At 43.3% G+C, this 20,614-nt stretch carries 17 protein-coding genes; 10 read left to right on the top strand and 7 right to left on the bottom strand.

The annotated features are described in order from the left end of the window. Nucleotides 1-191: 191 nt before the first annotated feature. The gene (gene ald / locus QF117_RS15760) at nucleotides 192-1,316 is read right to left on the bottom strand and encodes an alanine dehydrogenase (protein ID WP_282386711.1); all 1,125 of its coding nucleotides are present in this window, start codon (nucleotides 1,314-1,316) and stop codon (nucleotides 192-194) included. A gap of 156 nt (nucleotides 1,317-1,472) precedes the next feature. Here ald and lrp point away from each other — a divergent pair, with 156 nt between their 5' ends. Then, complete coding sequence (gene lrp / locus QF117_RS15755) at nucleotides 1,473-1,967, top strand: leucine-responsive transcriptional regulator Lrp (protein ID WP_017033863.1); 495 nt, start codon at nucleotides 1,473-1,475, stop codon at nucleotides 1,965-1,967. Nucleotides 1,968-2,152: 185 nt separating this feature from the next. Next, complete coding sequence (locus QF117_RS15750; protein ID WP_282386710.1) at nucleotides 2,153-5,146, top strand: DNA translocase FtsK 4TM domain-containing protein; 2,994 nt, start codon at nucleotides 2,153-2,155, stop codon at nucleotides 5,144-5,146. 130 nt (nucleotides 5,147-5,276) lie between these two features. On the opposite strand, the gene dsbB is transcribed toward QF117_RS15750, so the two are convergent. Together dsbB and nhaB are read right to left on the bottom strand one after the other, a co-directional pair. Beyond that, nucleotides 5,277-5,798: a disulfide bond formation protein DsbB gene (gene dsbB / locus QF117_RS15745; protein ID WP_282386709.1), complete on the bottom strand. Its 522-nt coding sequence runs from the start codon at nucleotides 5,796-5,798 to the stop codon at nucleotides 5,277-5,279. A gap of 81 nt (nucleotides 5,799-5,879) precedes the next feature. Further along, nucleotides 5,880-7,472 (bottom strand): Na(+)/H(+) antiporter NhaB, encoded by a 1,593-nt coding sequence (gene nhaB, locus QF117_RS15740; RefSeq protein ID WP_282386708.1) that lies wholly within the window; start codon nucleotides 7,470-7,472, stop codon nucleotides 5,880-5,882. A 624-nt stretch (nucleotides 7,473-8,096) separates the two neighbouring features. On the opposite strand from nhaB, the gene fadR reads away from it, so the two are divergent. Then, a complete protein-coding gene (gene fadR, locus QF117_RS15735; protein ID WP_282386707.1) occupies nucleotides 8,097-8,936 on the top strand; it encodes a fatty acid metabolism transcriptional regulator FadR in 840 nt (279 codons plus the stop codon). 163 nt (nucleotides 8,937-9,099) lie between these two features. On the opposite strand, the gene QF117_RS15730 is transcribed toward fadR, so the two are convergent. Further along, nucleotides 9,100-10,260 carry a DUF1887 family protein gene (locus QF117_RS15730; RefSeq protein WP_282386706.1) on the bottom strand — a complete coding sequence of 387 codons (1,161 nt, stop codon included), beginning with the start codon at nucleotides 10,258-10,260 and terminating at the stop codon, nucleotides 9,100-9,102. Nucleotides 10,261-10,421: 161 nt separating this feature from the next. Continuing rightward, the gene (locus QF117_RS15725; RefSeq protein ID WP_282386704.1) at nucleotides 10,422-12,413 is read right to left on the bottom strand and encodes a methyl-accepting chemotaxis protein; all 1,992 of its coding nucleotides are present in this window, start codon (nucleotides 12,411-12,413) and stop codon (nucleotides 10,422-10,424) included. Nucleotides 12,414-12,678: 265 nt separating this feature from the next. On the opposite strand from QF117_RS15725, the gene QF117_RS15720 reads away from it, so the two are divergent. The 7 genes from QF117_RS15720 to QF117_RS15690 all read left to right on the top strand — a co-directional run bounded on the left by QF117_RS15720 (nucleotide 12,679) and on the right by QF117_RS15690 (nucleotide 18,963). Next, on the top strand, nucleotides 12,679-13,029 hold the full coding sequence (locus tag QF117_RS15720; protein WP_017033856.1) for an HIT domain-containing protein: 351 nt from the start codon (nucleotides 12,679-12,681) through the stop codon (nucleotides 13,027-13,029). A gap of 160 nt (nucleotides 13,030-13,189) precedes the next feature. Continuing rightward, nucleotides 13,190-14,620 (top strand): hypothetical protein, encoded by a 1,431-nt coding sequence (locus QF117_RS15715; RefSeq protein WP_282386702.1) that lies wholly within the window; start codon nucleotides 13,190-13,192, stop codon nucleotides 14,618-14,620. Between the two features lie 14 nt (nucleotides 14,621-14,634). Further along, nucleotides 14,635-15,024 carry a YcfL family protein gene (locus tag QF117_RS15710; protein WP_282389501.1) on the top strand — a complete coding sequence of 130 codons (390 nt, stop codon included), beginning with the start codon at nucleotides 14,635-14,637 and terminating at the stop codon, nucleotides 15,022-15,024. Nucleotides 15,025-15,132: 108 nt separating this feature from the next. Then, complete coding sequence (gene lpoB / locus QF117_RS15705; RefSeq protein ID WP_282386701.1) at nucleotides 15,133-15,723, top strand: penicillin-binding protein activator LpoB; 591 nt, start codon at nucleotides 15,133-15,135, stop codon at nucleotides 15,721-15,723. A gap of 24 nt (nucleotides 15,724-15,747) precedes the next feature. Continuing rightward, nucleotides 15,748-16,638, top strand: a complete 891-nt coding sequence (locus QF117_RS15700; protein WP_282386700.1) for a phosphotransferase — start codon at nucleotides 15,748-15,750, stop codon at nucleotides 16,636-16,638. Nucleotides 16,639-16,807: 169 nt separating this feature from the next. Then, entirely contained in the window at nucleotides 16,808-17,347 is a 540-nt protein-coding gene (ycfP, locus tag QF117_RS15695; RefSeq protein ID WP_282386699.1) for an alpha/beta hydrolase YcfP, read from the top strand. A gap of 326 nt (nucleotides 17,348-17,673) precedes the next feature. Then, nucleotides 17,674-18,963 carry an NAD(P)/FAD-dependent oxidoreductase gene (locus QF117_RS15690; RefSeq protein WP_282386698.1) on the top strand — a complete coding sequence of 430 codons (1,290 nt, stop codon included), beginning with the start codon at nucleotides 17,674-17,676 and terminating at the stop codon, nucleotides 18,961-18,963. A gap of 166 nt (nucleotides 18,964-19,129) precedes the next feature. Here the strand turns inward: QF117_RS15690 and QF117_RS15685 are convergent, their stop codons facing one another. Both QF117_RS15685 and QF117_RS15680 read right to left on the bottom strand, forming a co-directional pair. Next, nucleotides 19,130-19,681: a GNAT family protein gene (locus QF117_RS15685; protein ID WP_282386697.1), complete on the bottom strand. Its 552-nt coding sequence runs from the start codon at nucleotides 19,679-19,681 to the stop codon at nucleotides 19,130-19,132. 76 nt (nucleotides 19,682-19,757) lie between these two features. Then, a complete protein-coding gene (locus tag QF117_RS15680; RefSeq protein WP_282386696.1) occupies nucleotides 19,758-20,576 on the bottom strand; it encodes a peptidoglycan binding protein CsiV in 819 nt (272 codons plus the stop codon). Nucleotides 20,577-20,614 lie beyond the last annotated feature (38 nt).

Here is a 20,614-nt window from a genome sequence, read left to right as displayed (position 1 = left end):
AGATAGGTCGCTCAATAAATGGTTAGGTAAGCAGTAATACTAATCAAACAAGCTCTCATCAAATGAGGGCTTTTTTGTTTCTAAAGGTCGATATGTAGTCGAAAATTGGTGGGATGATCTTGATAAGTATCAGAATTTTTAGACAAAAAAGGTCTAGTTTATAACTAGACCTTTTATCATCAACTTTCAGCTTAGTTGAACATTTCTATCGCTGTAACGGGTTCAACGTATTCTAGGCCAAAGCTTTCTGCGACTTCTTTACAGGTTACTTTACCGTGAATGACGTTCAATCCTTCGAGGAATCCTTTGTCCGATAGTAGGGCTTCTTTGTAGCCTTTGTTTGCTAATTTAACAATGTAAGGCAGTGTTGCGTTGTTCAAAGCAAAGGTAGAAGTACGTGCGACAGCCCCTGGCATGTTTGCTACGCAATAATGGACCACATCATCAACGATGTAAGTCGGATCCGCATGCGTGGTTGCATGGGAAGTTTCAAAACAACCACCTTGATCGATAGCAACGTCAACAACGGCGGCACCTGGTTTCATTTTCGCGATATGTTCTTTCGTGACCAGTTTGGGAGCCGCAGCACCTGGAATCAATACCGCACCGATAACCAAGTCAGCTTCTAGGACATGCTTCTCAATAGCGTCTTCTGTAGAATAAACGACTTTCGCGCGTCCTTGGAATTCTTCATCAAGACGACGAAGCGTATCTAGGTTTCTATCTAAAATCGTGACGTCGGCACGTAGACCAACAGCCATTCTTGCTGCGTTAGCACCAACAACGCCACCACCAACGACCACGACTTTTGCAGGCTCAACACCCGGTACGCCGCCAATGAGAAGACCACGTCCACCGTGAGATTTCTCCAAAGTTTGTGCGCCAGCTTGGATAGACATGCGACCTGCGACCTCAGACATAGGTGCAAGTAGTGGCAAGCGACCCATATAATCTGTTACAGTCTCATAGGCTATGCAGACAGCTTTGCTCTTTATTAGCTCATCAGTTTGTGGAAAATCTGGTGCGAGGTGTAAATAGGTAAATAATATTTGTCCCTCTTTGAGCATAGCTCGCTCGACAGTTTGAGGTTCTTTGACCTTTACAATCATCTCTGCTTTCGCGAATACGTCAGCAGCAGTAGGAAGAATGGATGCGCCTACAGCGATGTAATCATCGTCTGAAAAACCGATGCCTGAACCGGCGTTGGTTTCTACAAAAACTTGGTGACCGTGAGAGATTAGTTCTCTTACACTAGCTGGTATCATGCCCACTCGGTATTCGTGGTTCTTGATTTCCTTTGGTACGCCAATGATCATCCTGACTCCTTTTGTTATTTTGGTTGTATTATCTATGTGTAGGGTAATTCTGTCGAATTAATATCTAGTATAGAAACTAATTTACAAAATTTGATACTGAATATTAAGAAGTTGTAGTATATTTTTTTGCAAGGAAGTAATAAGGTGGAATAAAAAATGGCAGACAATTACAAAAAGCCGTCTAAGGATCTAGACCGTATCGATCGCAATATTCTTAATGAGTTGCAAAAAGATGGTCGTATTTCTAATGTTGAACTCTCAAAACGCGTTGGGCTTTCTCCAACACCATGTCTAGAGCGTGTTCGTCGATTAGAACGTCAAGGTTATATCACTGGGTATACAGCGTTGCTGAATCCTCAGTATCTTGATGCATCACTGCTTGTCTTTGTTGAAATCACGTTGAACCGCGGAGCGCCAGACGTGTTTGAACAATTCAATACAGCAGTACAAAAACTCGATGATATCCAAGAATGTCATCTAGTTTCTGGGGATTTTGACTATTTATTAAAAACTCGCGTATCGGATATGAGTGCTTACCGAAAGCTGCTTGGTGATACCTTGCTGCGTTTGCCGGGTGTTAATGACACTCGCACCTACGTTGTCATGGAAGAAGTTAAACAGACGAATCAGTTGGTGATCAAAACTCGCTAGGTTGTTTGGGTCAGATTTGTTGGAACTCTTTTCCATATTCTGACGTTAGGCAATTGGGTTTTTTCCATCATTATGGTTAAATCAATATGAGCGGCATTGCGCCGCTCATATTGTTTTAATTTCACTAACTATTATTTTAGTAACCTCAAGTTCTGGTTAGTCATCATCAAGATTAAAGTAGGTCTATGTTCAACGAGAACAACAAGAAAGTCGCGACAATTATTAAGACGGGCGATGCGTCGAGCTCCTCTCGTTTAAACGGTACGCAGCGGTTGAAAGAATGTGTGCTTATTATCGCTGTACTGGTTTCAATTTTCTTTATGGTGGCACTCTTCACCTTTAATCCTGCTGATCCATCCTGGTCACAAACCGCTTGGGGTATGGATATACAAAATTCAGGTGGCATTGTTGGCGCATGGATAGCCGATACCCTTTTTTTCATCTTCGGTTCTCTCGCTTATCCTATTCCGTTTATTGTGACGGCACTCGCGTGGGTTTTCCTGCGTAATCGCGATCACGACGATCCCATAGATTTTATGATTTGGGGAACCCGACTTCTAGGGTTGACCGTACTTATCCTAACTAGCTGCGGTTTGGCTGATATCAACTTTGATGATATTTGGTATTTTTCATCGGGTGGTGTCATTGGTGATGTATTAACGAGTTTAGCGTTACCTATATTGAACGTGCTTGGCACTACACTGGTATTATTATTCTTATGGGGAGCAGGTTTCACTTTGCTCACCGGTATCTCTTGGCTTTCTATGGTCGAGTGGATAGGAGATCTGTTTATTCGTTTGGCTACGTATTTGGTTAACCGCATTCGTGGTGATCAAGAACAGACTATTTCAGCTATCGTTGCCCAACCAGATGCCGCGGATGTTCATTCTGAAGAGCATGAAAATGAGCAAGTCGACTCTGTGATTGTTCCTAGAGAGGAAGAGGAGCAACCTCATCACTTTAATATTCATATGCCAGAAGGGGCGCTCCATTCTGGCATAGCACCTGAAAGTACAGTCTCGGCAGATCAAACAGCGACAGATAGTATTTTTAAAACCCCGCTTTCTTCTCAAAATGTTGGCAACGAATCAAAAAATGACCGAGCTTTAGCGTTAAATGCAACAATTGAGCAATTAGAGCGAGCGGCTCTAGAAGAGGGGGATTTACCTAATCAGGACTCACGTTCAATCGTTCAAGTTGCAATGACAACCGAATCATCGGCTACTGATGACTCAGCTGATCGCGCGAATGATATGCCTTGGATATTCGAGTCGACGTCAGAAGAAAGTGGAACAGAGACGCAAGTTGAGCATGGCAAGGCTATTGGCGATCTTGAATCTGCACAACAAGACTCTGCTGATTTCACCACTGAACCGGTTTTATCAGCAAGTACGCTGGATCATATCATTGAAGAAGTTGAACCGAATTTAGAACAAAAAGAGCCGACAATTTCTAGCTTTGATGTGGCTTACGACGAGCCTCTCGAGGAAAAAGCGGACGATAACTTAGAAGCTAACAATATTTTTGAAGCTAACAATATCTTAGAAACTAAGAATAATTTAGAAAATAATGACGACGACGTTGACGCTTTCCAAAGCTTAGTCGCCGACGCACAAGCCAATGCCGCGGGAAAACAAAATCCGTTTCTTGTTCAGGCGGAGCCTAATTTACCTCGACCTACCGAGCCCATGCCAACCTTAGAGTTGTTGTATCATCCAGAAAAACGCGAAAACTTTATTGATAGAGATGCCTTAGAAAATATTGCTAGGCTTGTTGAAGCCAAACTCGCCGATTATAAAATCAAAGCGCGAGTGGTCGATATATTCCCTGGGCCAGTGATCACTCGGTTTGAGCTGGATTTGGCTCCCGGTGTCAAAGTCAGCCGAATATCGAGCCTTTCTATGGATTTAGCGCGGTCGCTATCGGCCATTGCAGTGCGTGTCGTTGAAGTTATCCCAGGCAAGCCGTATGTAGGTTTAGAGCTTCCAAATGTCAGTCGTCAAACGGTGTTCTTTTCTGATGTGATTGGTAGCCCTACCTTTGCCGAGGCTAAATCTCCAACCACTATCGTGTTAGGGCAAGATATCGCAGGGGACGCCGTGATAGCTGATCTCGCTAAGATGCCTCATGTCCTTGTTGCGGGTACGACAGGTTCAGGTAAGTCGGTTGGTGTTAACGTAATGATTCTGAGTATGCTCTACAAAGCAACGCCGGAAGAAGTTCGTTTCATTATGATTGACCCTAAAATGCTAGAGTTATCGATTTATGAGGGTATTCCTCATCTGTTGTCTGAGGTTGTCACTGACATGAAGGATGCCTCAAACGCTTTACGCTGGTGCGTGGGTGAAATGGAGCGCCGTTATAAATTGATGTCGGCACTCGGCGTACGTAACGTAAAAGGTTTCAACGAGAAGTTAGAGATGGCCGCTAAGGCTGGTCACCCAATTCATGACCCGTTATGGCGTGATGGTGACAGCATGGACCCTGAGCCGCCTCTGCTCGAAAAGCTGCCTTATATAGTGGTCGTTATTGATGAGTTTGCAGATTTGATGATGGTCGTGGGTAAGAAAGTTGAAGAGCTGATTGCTCGCCTTGCCCAAAAAGCGCGAGCGGCAGGGATTCACTTAATTCTCGCGACTCAACGTCCATCTGTCGATGTCATCACGGGTCTGATCAAAGCGAACATACCAACGCGTGTCGCCTTCACTGTTTCAACAAAAACCGACTCGAGAACGATACTGGATCAAGGCGGTGCTGAATCGCTGCTTGGTATGGGTGACATGCTTTATTTACCTTCAGGCTCCAGCCATACCATTCGAGTTCACGGAGCGTTTGCATCGGATGATGATGTGCATGCCGTGGTGAATAACTGGAAGGCGCGTGGTCGACCAAATTACATTGATGAAATCACCAATGGTGAGCCATCGCCGGATACCTTATTGCCGGGTGAAAAAATGGAAGGGGATGAAGATACCGACCCTCTCTTTGATCAAGTGGTTGAGCATGTTGTGGAGTCACGTCGAGGATCTGTCTCAGGGGTTCAGCGTAAGTTTAAAATAGGCTATAACCGTGCTGCACGTATTATTGAGCAGTTAGAAGCTCAAGGAATAGTGAGTGCACCTGGTCATAATGGTAACCGAGAAGTGTTAGCACCAGCTCCAACACGTGATATGAATTAGTTCTAACAGGTTCACCATTCCAACTGTCTAGAATTGAAAAGCCCTATATACCTGAAGAGGAAATAGGGCTTTTTTGGTTGTCTGTCTAGGCAGTTCAAGAACGACTATCTAATGGTCTGCTCCTTGGGCACTAATCAACCTTTTTAGCAAACTGAGCAATGAAAATAACCGCAAGAGCGACCAGATTCCCTGCAAAAATAACCACTAGCCATTGCGGCATAGAAAGCGTTAAAAACTGCCAAACAATTTTACTGCACTCACCGTATGCCTCAAACATCCACGGCGCCCATTGGTTTAATGGTGCCCAAGCTGGAAAAGTCACAAATAGATCGCAAGTGGCGAATGGTGATGGATTAAATTGGTAATCAACATGCTGCAAGGACAGTGCGAGCCCTTTATAGCTACTCGCTCCCCATGCTGCCAAACCGAGCCAACGGATAATAGGGTGCGTTGGATTGATAAGGCCAATTAACGCGGCGGCTCCCACACCAAGCATGGCAACACGTTCGTAGATACACATAACACAAGGTGACAGCATCATGACGTGTTGAAAGAAAAGTGCACATGCTTCAAAAAATATAACGAATATAAGCAATAGCAACCATGAGATACGATTCTGAGAAAAAGTCTTGATAATACTAAGAAGCTTCACAACAGGTTCCTTGTAGAAATAAAAAAGCTCTGATAGTCAGAGCTTTTTATCTTGGATTAGTTTCACAATCAACTGATTTTTTTAATGTCCGTTTGATATTACCGCTTCGGCAGCGCCCGCCGCTTTGTGAGCGATCCAACCCATATCATAGAAATAGGCGGTCATTGGCTCAACAAAGAAGATAATACCTAACAAACCGACGACCGCTAAAACAATCGTATATGGCAGAGCCATGACAACCATTTGACCGTAAGAGAGTCGAATTAGTGGTGCAAGCGCGGAAGTCAGCAAGAATAAGAAAGCGGCTTGTCCATTCGGTGTGGCTACTGATGGGAGGTTAGTCCCCGTATTTATCGCCACCGCGAGCAAATCGAATTGGTCGCGGGTAATCAGTCCACTAAGCAGTGCATCTTTCACTTCGTTGATGTAAACGGTACCGACAAAGACATTATCAGAAACCATCGATAACAACCCATTGGCAACATAGAAAAGTGCTAATTGCGTGTTTTTGTCCTCGACGTGCAGCACGGCATCGATGACAGGTTTAAACAGTTCTTGGTCGATGATGACGGCGACGATTGAGAAAAACACAGTCAGAAGGGCAGTAAAAGGTAAGGCTTCTTCAAATGCTTTGCCTAAAGAATGCTCTTCGATGACACCCGTAAATGCTGTCGCAAGAATAATAACGGATAGACCAATGAGGCCGACAGCCGCAAGGTGGAGTGCCAATCCAACGATTAACCAAACCGCGATAGCCGCTTGAATCCAAAGCTTGGCGACATCTTGTTGAGTACGATTCTTTCTTTCTGCGGTATCGAAGTCGACTAAGATTTGTCGAACATTGTCGGGAAGTTCAGCACCATAACCGAACACTTTCAGTTTTTCTACTAATACACACGTCAATAGACCACAAACAAAGACAGGGAAAGTAACCGGAGCCATACGAATAATAAACTCACCAAACAACCATCCGGCTTGGTCAGCAATAATCAGGTTTTGAGGCTCCCCAACCATGGTCATAACCCCACCAAGTGCGGTACCCACGCCTGAGTGCATAAGCAAAGAGCGTAAAAATGCGCGGTAGTTTTCTAGATCGTCTCTTGTTAATTCTGAAAGCTGGTCATCTCGAGTGTGATCGTGTGTGTTAGTCGAGCCTTGACCCGATGCCACTTTATGGTAGATAGAGTAGAACCCGACAGCGACGCTAATAATGACAGCAATAACGGTGAGTGCGTCTAAAAAAGCAGACAGAAAGGCGGCGGCAAAACAGAATGACACAGAGAGCATCGCTTTAGAGCGAATGCCAAGGAGTATCTTAGTAAACATGAAGAGAAGCAGATTCTTCATGAAATAGATACCCGCTACCATAAAGACCAACAACAGGAGAACTTCTATGTTGGTCACCAATTCATGTTTTACTTGCTCAGCACTGGTCATTCCAATCGCAATTGCCTGAATAGCAAGTAGGCCACCTGGCTGAAGTGGATAACACTTAAGTGCCATAGCGAGTGTAAATATGAATTCGACGACTAAAAGCCAGCCTGCAACGAATGGATTTACTAAGAAAAAAACAATAGGGTTGATGATTAGAAATGAAATGATGGCAACTTTGTACCAATCTGGCGCTTTACCAAGAAAGTTCTTGATGAACGCATTTCCGAGTGACATCGGCATGGAGAATACTCTTTAATGTTGTTTAGGAATAGATGCGGTAGTCTGCTCGAATTCACATTAACCAAAATAATTGAAAATTATTTGATCCAACAGTGACTTAGTAAAACAACAATATCGTAACAAATTTGTGGCCTTGCCAAGTCACTCCCTGAGAATAACAAGCACTATTAACTACGAGCGCAACTCTACCCTTAGGATATTTTTAGTCAATAAAAAACACCTTTTCAGTGTAACATTTAGATACATTTCGAGTGAAAACGCGATCTAAGTTGGGTGTTTATGGTTGAGTTGTTATCGTTATGTTAACTGCGGGTGCCGTCGTTTTCTAGGCGGTTAAATTAGCACTTATAGTCATTGGTATTGGATATTAGAGCGATCCATTCATATCGTTTATTTATGTTGATAAGCCGGGCCACCGTGAGTTGCCGCTAGCAAACGTAGTAAAATAGCTCTTTATTGGAGAGTCTGTAACATAAACGCTAAGGAAGTTAATGGGTTATTTTTAGACTAAAAACTCTATTTATTGGCGTGTATCAGTTTTGTATCTCTTTGTTTCCGAACACCTTAAACTAGTGGTATGATGAGTAACATTAGACACTACAAAATTATACGAGAAAGTACTTAATGGTCATCAAGGCGAAGAGCCCTGCAGGGTTTGCAGAAAAATACATTATTGAAAGTATATGGAATGGTCGCTTCCCTCCCGGTTCCATTTTGCCCGCTGAACGTGAACTGTCAGAGCTTATTGGTGTTACTCGTACGACACTGCGAGAAGTATTACAAAGATTGGCTCGAGATGGTTGGTTGACCATTCAGCATGGTAAACCGACAAAAGTTAACCAGTTTATGGAAACGTCTGGGTTACACATTCTCGACACGTTAATGACGTTAGATGCTGATAATGCAACATCGATTGTTGAAGATTTGCTGGCAGCTCGTACCAATATCAGCCCTATTTTTATGCGCTATGCGTTTAAGGCCAATAAAGAGAGTTCAGAAAAAACCATCACGTCTGTCATTGAATCTTGTGAAGCTCTGATTAACGCCAGTGACTGGGATGAGTTTATGTCTTCCTCGCCTTATGCGGATAAAATTCGTCAGCACGTAAAAGACGATGGTGAAAAAGACGAAGAAAGACGACAAGAGATTTTGCTTGCTCGCACGTTTAATTTTTACGATTACATGTTGTTCCAAAGATTGGCGTTTCATTCCGGAAACAAAATTTATGGGCTCATTTTTAATGGTGTGAAAAAGCTGTATGACCGCGTCGGAAGTTACTATTTCTCTAATCCAGAATCACGTGTCTTAGCCATGGATTTCTATGCCCAGCTGCTTAAAGTTTGCCAAGAAGGCGATCGCGAGAAGTTGCCGTTAATCATTCGTAATTACGGTATGGAAAGTGCGCAAATTTGGAATCAAATGAAGATGACACTGCCAACAAACTTCACCGAAGATGACAGCTAAGCATCGGCTTAATATAGCTAGTATTGGTGTATGTAGCTAAACAGTTACACTGCGAATTAAGTTAGCATCTTGCATTGTTAAATAGCCCTATATCTGTATAGGGCTATTTTTATATGGGTCGGTCAATTTTTATATGGGATGACTACGACCTGGTAAAAGTGGGCTACAGTTCCTCGCTACCACCCGCCTCTTGAAACCATTCGCGTAGGTGATGTTTTAGATTCTTTAGCTCTTCTGGCCCAATCAGAGCGAGGCCGAGATCTTCAGCGCGAGTAATGTCATTATGTCTTAAAGGGCGAAAACTCACGAGCATAGCTCGAGCCTGTAAGCCCCCGAGTAAGTCTCTGAGAGATTCGAGTTTATATAGGGTGTCATCCCCATCATCACGCATGCCCTTGGTCTTACACTCTATAATATGCAGTTTATTATTTACAACCGAGGCGACATCAAGCTCATTTCGGACTTCTCGCTCACCCAGTTTACGATAGACTTGAACATTGAGTGATCTGTCTTGAATGGTCGGCAAATCATCTTGAAGTTGCTTAACGGTACTGTGCACCAGAGTTTCTAACCATTCACCATTTGAAAACCTTCTCGCGTCTTCGCTAACAAAGGTGAGTTTACCATTATCATAACTCGCGATTTGAGCGTCGACTAAATCGGTGAGAAGCATATTCAATTCTCTATAGCCTTGCTGCTTTTCTGAAAGTTCAACATCCAGTCGCTGCTCTTTTCGGCAGGTAGTGGCTAAATAATTCAGCGTCGCTAAACCAGGCCCTAACTCTAATGCATTGCTTGCCCATCGCTCGCCTAATTGGTACAAGGTTTTGTCGAGAGTCGGTGTGATTTCCAGTTCGCTGAATTCACCGCGTGCGCCAAAGATAGTTAAGTAATCTTCAATGGTGATATGATCTTGAACTTGCGTATCTTCTTTTGTTTCTGGGTATAGCCAGCACAATTTATCGCTATTTGGTTCAACCACAAAGATGGGCCATTGATAGCTTCGAAAGACTTCATAAACAGAAAGGAGTCGGTGTCTTAATCCACAGCTGGCATTCAGTTTAATTTCTTCTCCACGTTTTCTGAGATCATCAGCAAGTACTTTTATCGACTGCTTGATTAAAGCGGTATTCGTGACTGATGGAATGATAAATAACTCTGAAGTGATGGCGCGTTTTTCGAGCACTTTGGATAAGCGTAGGTACGCGGCCTCTTGGGTGGTGTCACCAATGAATACGATGTGCGAGCTAATAGTACGATGATCCAGCAGTGGGGTAACAAGGCGGATAGGATCTTGATCAATAATCCCAACATGAACTGCCATAACTTTTCCTCAAGTTCAGCTTGCAACAAAGAGTGAGTAAGGAGAGCACTGCAAGCGGTGTAAGTTAGATATGATGATGATCCCATAGAAAAACAAGGGCGACTTAAAATTAAAGTCGCCCAACGGATAAATCTAGGTTTTGGTTTTGTATTTTCTAACGATTACAACTTAAAGCGATGCACCAACTCTCCTTGCTGGCTGGCTAAGCGGGTGAGGTTTGCACTGGTGTCTGCTATCTCAGACATCGCCTGATAGCTTGAATCAGCAATTAGGTTTATCTCTTCAATGTTTTTGGCGATCTCAGAGGTGGTCTCATTTTGCTCACTCGCTGCTTGAGAAATATGTGAACTCATATGGCTGATTTCTAAGATAAGCGCTTGAATCTCTTCCATTGCACTGTTGGCATTGGAAGCCTGTTCAACCGAGAGTTCCATATCATTTTTACAGCTTTCGATCACTTTACTGGCAGACGATGAACTGCTTTGTAAATTGGCGATCATGCTTTCGATTTCACTGGTTGACTCTGTAGTTCGCTGCGCAAGGACACGTACTTCATCTGCAACGACCGCAAATCCTCGGCCTTGCTCTCCCGCTCGAGCGGCTTCGATTGCTGCGTTCAGTGCAAGAAGATTGGTTTGCTCAGCGATATTGCGAATAACATCCAAAATAGAACCGATTTGACTGCTCATTTTCTGTAATTCACCCACGGCATCGACGGATTCATTAAGACGAGATTCTAACTGGTTGATGGTTGATATATTGGTGCTCATGATTTGTCTGCCAGAGTCTGACGCGGTTTCCACTTGCTGAACCATTTTCTGAGAGCTTTGCGCACTTTGTGCGACTTCTTGTACCGAGTGCGCCATCTCTGTCATTGCTGTTGCAACGTTAGAGGTTTGTTCGCGCTGAGAGCTTAGTTGCCCCTGAGCGTGACTAGAGGTTGCCTGGTTTGTATTGGCGGTGCTGGTTAGATTGTCAGACGCATCATTCAATTCAACAAGGACATTGTGAAGGTTATCCGCCAATGAGTTGATATGACCACTCACTCGGCTGAATTCATTGTTGTATCGAATATCGATACGCTGCGTCATGTCACCTTCTGTCAGGCTTTCTAACGTTTTCAAAATACGAGTCAGTGGCTCTCGAACACTTTGGGCAATGTGGTACCCGATAGCGGTTGCAAAAATAACCACGATAGCGCAAATGATCACCGCTTTGATGACACCCTGGTCATAAACATCGCCCGCTTCTGTTAATGATGCGTTTAGCTTGTCAGAGGCAACACCATTGAATGAATCCAAAATAGCCATGGCATTATCGACTTCAATCGCGAGGTTACCAATATTGTCATAAAGAGCAGCCTTGGCGAGCAAATAGCTATTATGCTGATCCAATACCCCGCCTTTTTTACCGACATCACGGCTGAAGTTATCCACCGACTCTTGGAAGGCTTTTTTAAGTTCCGGCAACTGTGTGGCTAGCCCGCGAAATGCGTAGTTTAAGTGAGTGACCGCTTTCTTATTTTTATTTACGGCTTTATTCACAAACTCGACATCTGAGCTTGCAAGCGCATCAGAGGTGATGACTTCAGCGTCTTTTAATTTGATGAAGTAGCTTTTTGCCATAACTTTGACAGAAATACTGCTTTGGTCATCAACGTATTCTTTCATTCCTGCGCTCAGTTCAGAATGCAGACGTTGAAATTGACGGGTTGATTGCTGTACTTGAGCTTGTGCTGCAAACATGGCTTCATAGTTGTCCATGGCTTCTGCTGCTTCAGAGAAATAGCGTTCTTCCATTGCTTTTAGCTGTTCAATGCTATCGGCGAGCGTGCTTTGGTTTACGCTGGCTTGTTGCAGTTGCATGAGAGTTGCAGAAAAACGTTCTTTCGCCAGCGCAAATTCTTCGCGCATTGCTGCCATACGATCGGCATTTTGGGTGGTTAGAAAGTCTTTAAACGACTTATCAGCAGAGAGCAGTTGCACCGCTGTTTGGTTGGATGTCGATACTAAAGGTAAAGACACTTTAGATACCGATTCAAAATTTGTGTGGATTTGGCTCATGCCATTCAGCATTAATACTGTAATAACAGCAAACATAATAATGATGAGGGTGAATCCACCATACATACGCCTAATGACCGATCCTTTCATGCTTCTCTCCAAAATAATAAAAATGACCAAAGGCCAAAAAAGACTAACAAAATAATCATTATTGTAAGGAGGATAAGGCGTACATTTATTGATAGACAAGACAAAAATAGACTTAGAGTCAAATTCTTTGTCATATTTGTTAAGTCAATTTCATTTTTGGGAACTGGAGTTTTTATTGAGCTTTCAACGTGCTTGGCTCATACTGAAAGGCTATTTTTATACTTTATATTAGTAATCAATAACATACTAGCAATTGGAGTACCTAATGGCTGAAGAAACCATTTTTAGAAAGATCATTGATAAAGAAATCCCCGCAGACATCGTTTATCAGGACGAATTGGTGACAGCATTTAGAGACATTAACCCTAGAGCGCCAATCCATGTTTTGATCGTTCCGAACAAGCTCATCCCGACAGTGAATGATATTGAGGCAGAAGATGAACTCGTGATGGGCCGTTTGTTTACTGTTGCAAAAAAGCTGGCTAAAGAAGAAGGGATAGATCAAGACGGTTACCGTCTTATAATGAACTGTAACTCATATGGAGGCCAAGAGGTTTACCATATCCATATGCATTTAGTCGGTGGGCGAGCGCTAGGGCCGATTCTGGTTAATTAGCCCGAATGGCCCATCTTTAGTCACCGTGCATACCGGTTATCAGGGCTATGTTCACGGCGATGCATTAGAGTCATATGCCGATCTTTATATGCATGTTTTTGTATGCATGTTTTTGTATGTATAGTGCGTTCAGTATAAACTCGAGCAGTATCGCGCTTTAATGCGGGACAAAACGCACTACATGATTTGGGAGTCTTTTGTGAAACGAGTGTTCAAGCTTATTCTTGTCTTTACCTTTACCATGGTTTTGACAGCTTGTGCGAATATGTCGGCTGGTAATTTGTTTAGTCACTACAGTGCGCAACACAATGGGACTTATCAGGCTGTAAAGAGCGGTCAATATGATAAAGCAGAGCAAAGTCTGGCTGAATTTGTGGCCGGGGATGTGCTGGATAATTTTGAAAAAGGCCGAATCTATTTCTTAGCTGAAAATTACCCGCAGAGCCATGCCAGCCTTACCGCAGGCGACCAGGCAGTACGCATCCAACAAGATAAAGCGACAATATCAGTCACCGAAACGGCCAACAGTGTGGCTTCAATCGCCGTCAATGATAACCTAAAAAGTTATTATCCTGCTGACTATGAGCTTGGTTTTTTGCATTTGTATCTAGGTTTAAACTACCTTAAAGAGAATGATCTTGAAGGGGCAGTGATTGAGATGCGCCGTGCAAATCAGGTGCAAGAAAAAGCTCGACAAGATCGCCAATCAGAGCTCGAATCTGCGCAAAGTTCGATTAAAGCTCAGGGGTTGTCTCCTAATCTAGGTAGTGTGTTGTCAAATTATCCTGATGCGGGTGAGACATTACAAGCGGTGCAAAATGGCTATTTGCTCTATTTGTCTGGATTACTGTATGAAACTTCTCGAGAATATAACAGTGCGTATGTAGACTATAGAAGGGCTTTAGCCGTGATGCCAGACAACCCTCAAGTCGTTGATGCCACGATTCGGTTAGCAAAGCGGCTGGGTATGAAAAGTGACCTGGCACAGTTAGAAGAAACCTACGGGGTGCAAGCCACACTCAATGAGGATCAAGCACGGGTCATCGTACTGCAAGAACAAGGTGTCGTTAAAGCACTGCAAAGTTGGAAGCAAACTTTACCTATTTATGACAGTCGTGGTAACGGAGCTTTGTACTCTTTAGCGCTGCCATATTATGGGAATGATGTTTCACAACGTTTTAGTTCGATTGCACTAAATGGGAAAGACGTTTCAGAGCATCAATTAGCCGATGTTAATTTAATGGCTCAAAGAGATCTCTCTGAAAAAATGCCATCGATGATTATTCGCCAAGCGCTTCGAGTGTATGCGAAAGACCAGCTGCGAAAAGAAGCCGCACAAGAAGATGATGTCGTTAACCTACTCTTTAATGTTTGGAATACATTGACGGAGCAACCGGATACACGAAGCTGGCAAACGTTACCTGGTGAAATAGTATCAAGCAGTGAAATCGTCAGCGCTGGCGATCAAGTAATTGAAGTCAGTGGAATTGAGTATAAGTTTAACCTGGAGGCTGGTCGAACAGCTTTGGTTTGGGCGTCACGTCAAGGTGAGGCTGCCACGGTATGGCATAAACAATTAGGGAGATTGTAATGAAACAGATGGTCATGAAACATTGGTTTTTGGTTTTATGTGCGACATTGTTCATCAGCGGCTGTGCAGACAATACCGCAGGGCTTAGGGTTGATGGAGCAACTCAAAACGTCATTTTTGGTGATAATGTCCTTGGTACGCGTTTAGTCATTGATGATATCGCGACAACAGACGTGGACGGCCGTGCACGAGGTGTTGTAAGGGTCACCAGCAATTATACCGGAGACCAACACGTTCAGTATCGATTCTACTGGTATGACGATGAAGGTTTAGAAGTGAATACCAAGCTTTCACCATGGCGCAAAGCCATCGTGAGAGGGTTTGAGTCAATTGCCTTATCAGAAGTGTCAATTAATCCTAATGGGACACAGTTTCGAGTACAAATTCGTGAGTTAGACAATTAACTGTACGGCATTAGATACAGTTCAAAATGAATGAGAGCAATGTAGCGTTAAGTGCGGATTGTTTTTGTAAGTTATAAACCTTCTCATTATTGAGGAAAAGGAATCAACATGAAAAAAAGTGTCATAGCGCTGCTAGGCTTAGCGGTTATTTTGGGTGGCTGTTCAAACAAAGTGAGTTACGGCGATTCACAAGCGGTCGAAACCACGACGGTTGATTTTGGATCGACTGATCTGCAAACCATCGCAGGTGAAATGATTGATAGCATGATGATGTCGGGCTCTGTGGCTGTCATTACTCAAGATTCGCGCCCAATCGTTTTTGTGGAACGAATCAAAAACAAAACAACAGAACATATTGATACTGAATCGATTACGGATTCAATCAGCACCAAAATGCTGAATTCTGGTAAGTTCCGCTTTGTCGATATGGACCGAGTTGAGTCGGTTCGAGATCAATTAAACTTTCAAAACAACGATGAGCTAGTGAATCAAAGCACGGCGATTCAATTTGGTAAAATGGTCGGCGCTCAATATATGCTTTACGGGAACCTTTCAAGCATCGTAAAAAATGCGGGCAGTGACAAAGATGTTTACTACAAAATGACCATGCGACTAATGGATTTAGAAACTGGCCTGATTGAGTGGGCTGATGAAACTGAGATTCGCAAACAGGAATCCAAGAGCTTTCTAGGTATGTGATCGAACAAATTAAAGAGGTGAACTATGGCTAGAATGTCGTGGCAAGAAGCTTGTCTGTTAGACGGGTCACTACAATCGTTAGATCACTTCTTTAATGGCTCCCCTACGTATGCGCAAACATTAACCGGGGGGTTAACTAATCGTTGTTGGAAAGTGGTGTTACCCAACAACGATTGCTATGTTTGGAGACCCATTACTCCTATTACTACCGCCTTTGCTATCTCTCGTATTCAAGAATATCAGCTCCTTTCATCGATTGAATCTTCTCGTCTTGGCCCTAAAGCTATTTTGGTTAATGAACATGGCTTACTGGTCGAGTGGATTGAGGGTGAATCACTCGCCTCTGGCTTGAGTTTTGACTCATTACTGAAAACCATGGTGGCGATTCATTCACTTGATACGTCGCGTGTTCCTGTTGCGCCATTCAGTTTCACCGCCAGAGTCGATCATTATTGGTTGCAGATTGCAGAAAACTATAAGAATGACGACCTCAAATCCCTGTATCAACGTTATAGAAGTGCGCCAAGTTTGCCCGATGTGGGTACCGTATTATGCCATTTCGATTTGGCTGGTTACAATATGGTCAAAACAGAGTCGAGCCATCGGGTTATTGACTGGGAGTACGCATCGATCGCGGACCCTAGACTAGACCTTACATTGAGTATTCATGTGGCCCAGCAGCAACCTTTAGAATCAGTATATCGATACTGTCAGTTACGAGAAATTGAAGGCGTGGATGACTGGGTCGAAGGTGTTCTTGCTTGGTTGCCACGCATTCAAATGATGTCGATGCTATGGTATCAATTGGCTTATCAGCTTTGGGGAGATGATCAATTCTTAATAGAATCGCAATCTCTTATAAAAGCATTCAATGATGGCAGCATCACTCACGCTGATACTAAAATTATAACGTAATAGCCGCTTAACATTCGAGCATGCCGATTTGCATCGTGAATTTTTGATGAATTATTATGCAGACTTGCGTTAAGATCACTGTTTTATCGTTTGAATAGAGTAATTCTAAGTGGAAGCCTTTAAAACCATACTTTTCGTGGTAGATTGAGAAAAAACGGGGAACGTTATTATGATTATATATTTACATGGATTTGATTCTACAAGCCCTGGGAATCACGAGAAAATATTGCAGCTTCAGTTTATTGACGAGGATGTCCGATTCATTAACTACAGCACGCTCCATCCGAAGCATGACATGCAGCATCTACTAAAAGAAGTGCATAAAGTCATCGAGCAAGCTAAAGACGAAAAAACGTTTATTTGTGGTGTCGGCTTAGGGGGATTTTGGGCAGAACGCATTGGCTTCTTGTGTGGTATTAAACAGGTGATTTTTAATCCTAATTTACACCCAGAACGCAACATGGCGGGTAGAATTGATCGGCCCGAAGAATATGAAGACATCGCGACGAAGTGTGTTGAGAAATACCGATTGAAAAATAAAGGTCGCTGTTTAGTGATTCTATCGACCAGTGATGAGATACATGACAACAAGCAAACCGCTCAAGAACTTGAAGAGTTTTACGATATTATTTGGGACGAGAATCAAAGCCACAAATTTGCTAAGATATCTCAGCATCTTCAGGCAATGAAGGCGTTCAAAGACAGTTAATGAGTACTTTGAAAGACAGCTAAATTGGCACTATACCGCTGCTGTTCATCCTACAATAACGCTGTGCATTCGCATGGCGTTTTTCTACCATCAACATTGCTCTATTTCTCAGTTGCCATCCTGATTTTCATCTATATAATAGAAATCATAAAAATTATTTGATAAACATCAATAAAAGTTTAACGAAGCCTCTGCTTCCTTTCACGCTCTGCGTGACCAAGTCCAATAAGCGTTGTTTGTAACGATTCAGCCCCTACACGAACGAATTTTTTACTTTGAAGATTTCAGGGTAATCGAAGTATTTTTCATAATTAAGGAATGGTGTTATGGCACATATTATTGTCGTCGGTGGCGGTGCGGGTGGTCTTGAATTGGCCACTAAGCTCGGTAGGACGTTAGGGAAGAAAAGGACAGCCAAAATTACGCTCGTCGATCGTAAAGCCAGTCACCTCTGGAAGCCTCTATTACACGAGGTAGCAACAGGCTCGCTCGATGCTGGTGTTGATGCACTGAGCTATCGCGCTCACGCTAAAAATCACGGTTTTGAGTTTCAAATGGGCAGCTTAGAGAGCATCGATCGTGAGTCGAAAAGCATTACTTTAAGTGAATTAAAGGATGAACAGGGCGAGCTTTTGATGCCAAGTCGTCAGCTTCAATACGACATCCTTGTTTTAGCCATCGGTTCAACGTCAAATGATTTCAATACACCGGGAGTACGTGACCACTGTATTTTCCTAGACAGCCCTGAACAGGCGCATCGCTTTCGCACTGAAATGAATAACGAATTTTTGAAGCTTCATGCCAATAATGGTAATGGTAGCGTTGATATTGCGATTGTTGGTGCGGGTGCGACGGGGGTTGAACTGTCTGCTGAGCTACACAATGCGGTTAAAGAACTTCGTACTTACGGATTTGGTGATCTAGATTCTAGCAAGCTTAACGTGAACTTGGTCGAAGCTGGGGAGTGTATACTTCCGGCTTTGCCTCCTCGTATCTCAAGTGCTGCTCACCTAGAGCTTACCAAGCTTGGCGTAAATGTACGCACAACGACTATGGTAACGAAAGCCGAATCTGATGGTCTAGTGACGAAAGATGGCGACAAAATTAAAGCCAAGATAATGGTTTGGGCGGCAGGGATTAAAGCGCCTGACTTTATGAAAGACATCGCTGGCCTTGAAACTAACCGCATCAATCAATTGGTGGTGACTGATACGCTTCAAACGACGCGTGACGAGACGGTTTTTGCGATTGGTGATTTGGCCCAGTGTACTCAAGAAGATGGTTCATTTGTTCCACCTAGAGCGCAAGCTGCACATCAAATGTCTAGCCATGTGTACAAGAACATTGTTGCTCTGCTCGCCAATAAACCGCTTAAACCTTATGTTTACAAAGATCATGGTTCATTGGTTTCGCTAAGCCGCTTCTCGACCGTGGGTAGCTTGATGGGGAACTTAACCAAAGGCTCCATGATGGTCGAGGGACGGATTGCTCGAGTGGTGTATATTTCGCTGTATCGTATGCACCAAATGGCGTTACATGGCGCGATCAAAACAGGGCTAATGATGTTAGTGGGTAGAATTAACCGTGTGTTAAGACCAAACTTAAAACTTCACTAATTTCTTGAGTGACTGAACGCAATAAAAAGAAGAGCATTATCGCTCTTCTTTTTTTGTCTTTATATCTTGGCTATTTATATCTGCGTCTATTGGTATCTATGTTTATGGATATCTATGTTTATGGATATCTACGTTTATTTGTACTTAAATCCATTTGCAAAAATCGCTACTTATCGATGTCTTTTGGTATGATTGAAAACACCAAGCCGTCTCTGGGCTCACCATCAAAGATAAAACGATTTCGCGCCAGAGTTTCCTGCTTTGCGCCGCAGCTTTGTGCCACAGAATGACTCGGCTTGTTGCTGGGATCACAAACGATTTCGACACGAGAAATCTTTAATATGTCGAAGCAAAAATCAAGCACGGTTTGTATCCCTTCTTTGGCGTAACCTTTACCTTGATGGACGTCGGCAACCCAATAGCCAATGCTGGCCATATTGTAAGTATGATAAAGCTCATTCACCGCAACCATGCCAATCAGTACCCCGTCGGTATGACGAAATAGCCCAAAACCATAGGCATCACCTCTTACCCAATTCAGACGAGTAGCGAGTAGAAAGCGTTCACTTTCCTGCAATGAAAATTGGGGATGGCACCAGTCAACCCACTGATGAAGCGAGTTTGAACGATCAACGCAAAGCATAAACTGCTCCGCTTCAGTGGGTTGAATCAATCGCAATGTCAGGCGTTGAGAAGAGAGGGAGAATTGAGGGGGCATGAGGTCACTGCTGCTTGCTTAAGTTGGAATTGCTTGCTCAAGTTAGAATAACGCCCTCGTTAGAGGGCGTGACTATTTAACCTTTCTCCACACGACGGACTTGAATGACGATCCCCAGCAATGGGTGGTCTAAGTAGTGTGTTTCAGTGCTGCGCATACGACGCTTTTGGTCCATTCGGTAACTCTTTAAATACTGTTCGGTGGTGATGGTTGGGGAGACATTCTCCATATTTCCAGCCAAAACCGTCGCTTTTTCAGTGTCGGAGAGCACTAGCCCTGACTCGGATTGGTTCTGCTCGAGTTGCTGTACATCAAAGTCGTCGTCAAGTTGTGTCTCTTCAAACGCCACTTTTCTAATACTTGGGCTTTTGAGATCCAGTTGTGTTTCCGCATAGAGATAATGCTGAACATAAATTTGAAGCTTGCCTTCCAGTTCGTACAAAGGGCGATCAAAGCTTTCTTCAATAACCCCTTCTACGGGTGATACTTCACTAAACGCAACCTTTTCAGAGCCATCTGGGTTAAAGCTGGCGGCATAGTCACTGCCAGCTTGAATATGAAACACAGGAGCTGATCCTCGACCTTGATCTCCTTGTCGCCATGCTTTATGCAAAAGAACGTCGAACCCGGCATGCTTTTTTAATGACTGAACTTGATCCGTCAGGTGATATTCACCATAAGGAAGCATGGATACCTTTTTGATATCACGAAACTCTGAATCAGAAAACTTACCTGCTCTGCTGAGGTCAAGTTCAGGTAACGATACAGGCCAAGACTCGCTGGTTTTTTCGGCATCGACAGCACGTTTAAAAATGATCACTTCTATATCAAATTGTCTCTCAGCTAATGTCGGCATCGAAACTAAAAAGAGCAGCAGTGGGATCAGTTTTTTCATTTTAACTCCATCAATTAGTCACAATAACTAATTTTAAA

This window comes from Vibrio sp. YMD68 (assembly GCF_029958905.1).
Taxonomy (GTDB): Bacteria; Pseudomonadota; Gammaproteobacteria; order Enterobacterales; family Vibrionaceae; genus Vibrio.
The sequence above is the reverse complement of the archived record's forward strand: the minus strand, read 5'-3'. Positions and strand labels throughout refer to the sequence as shown.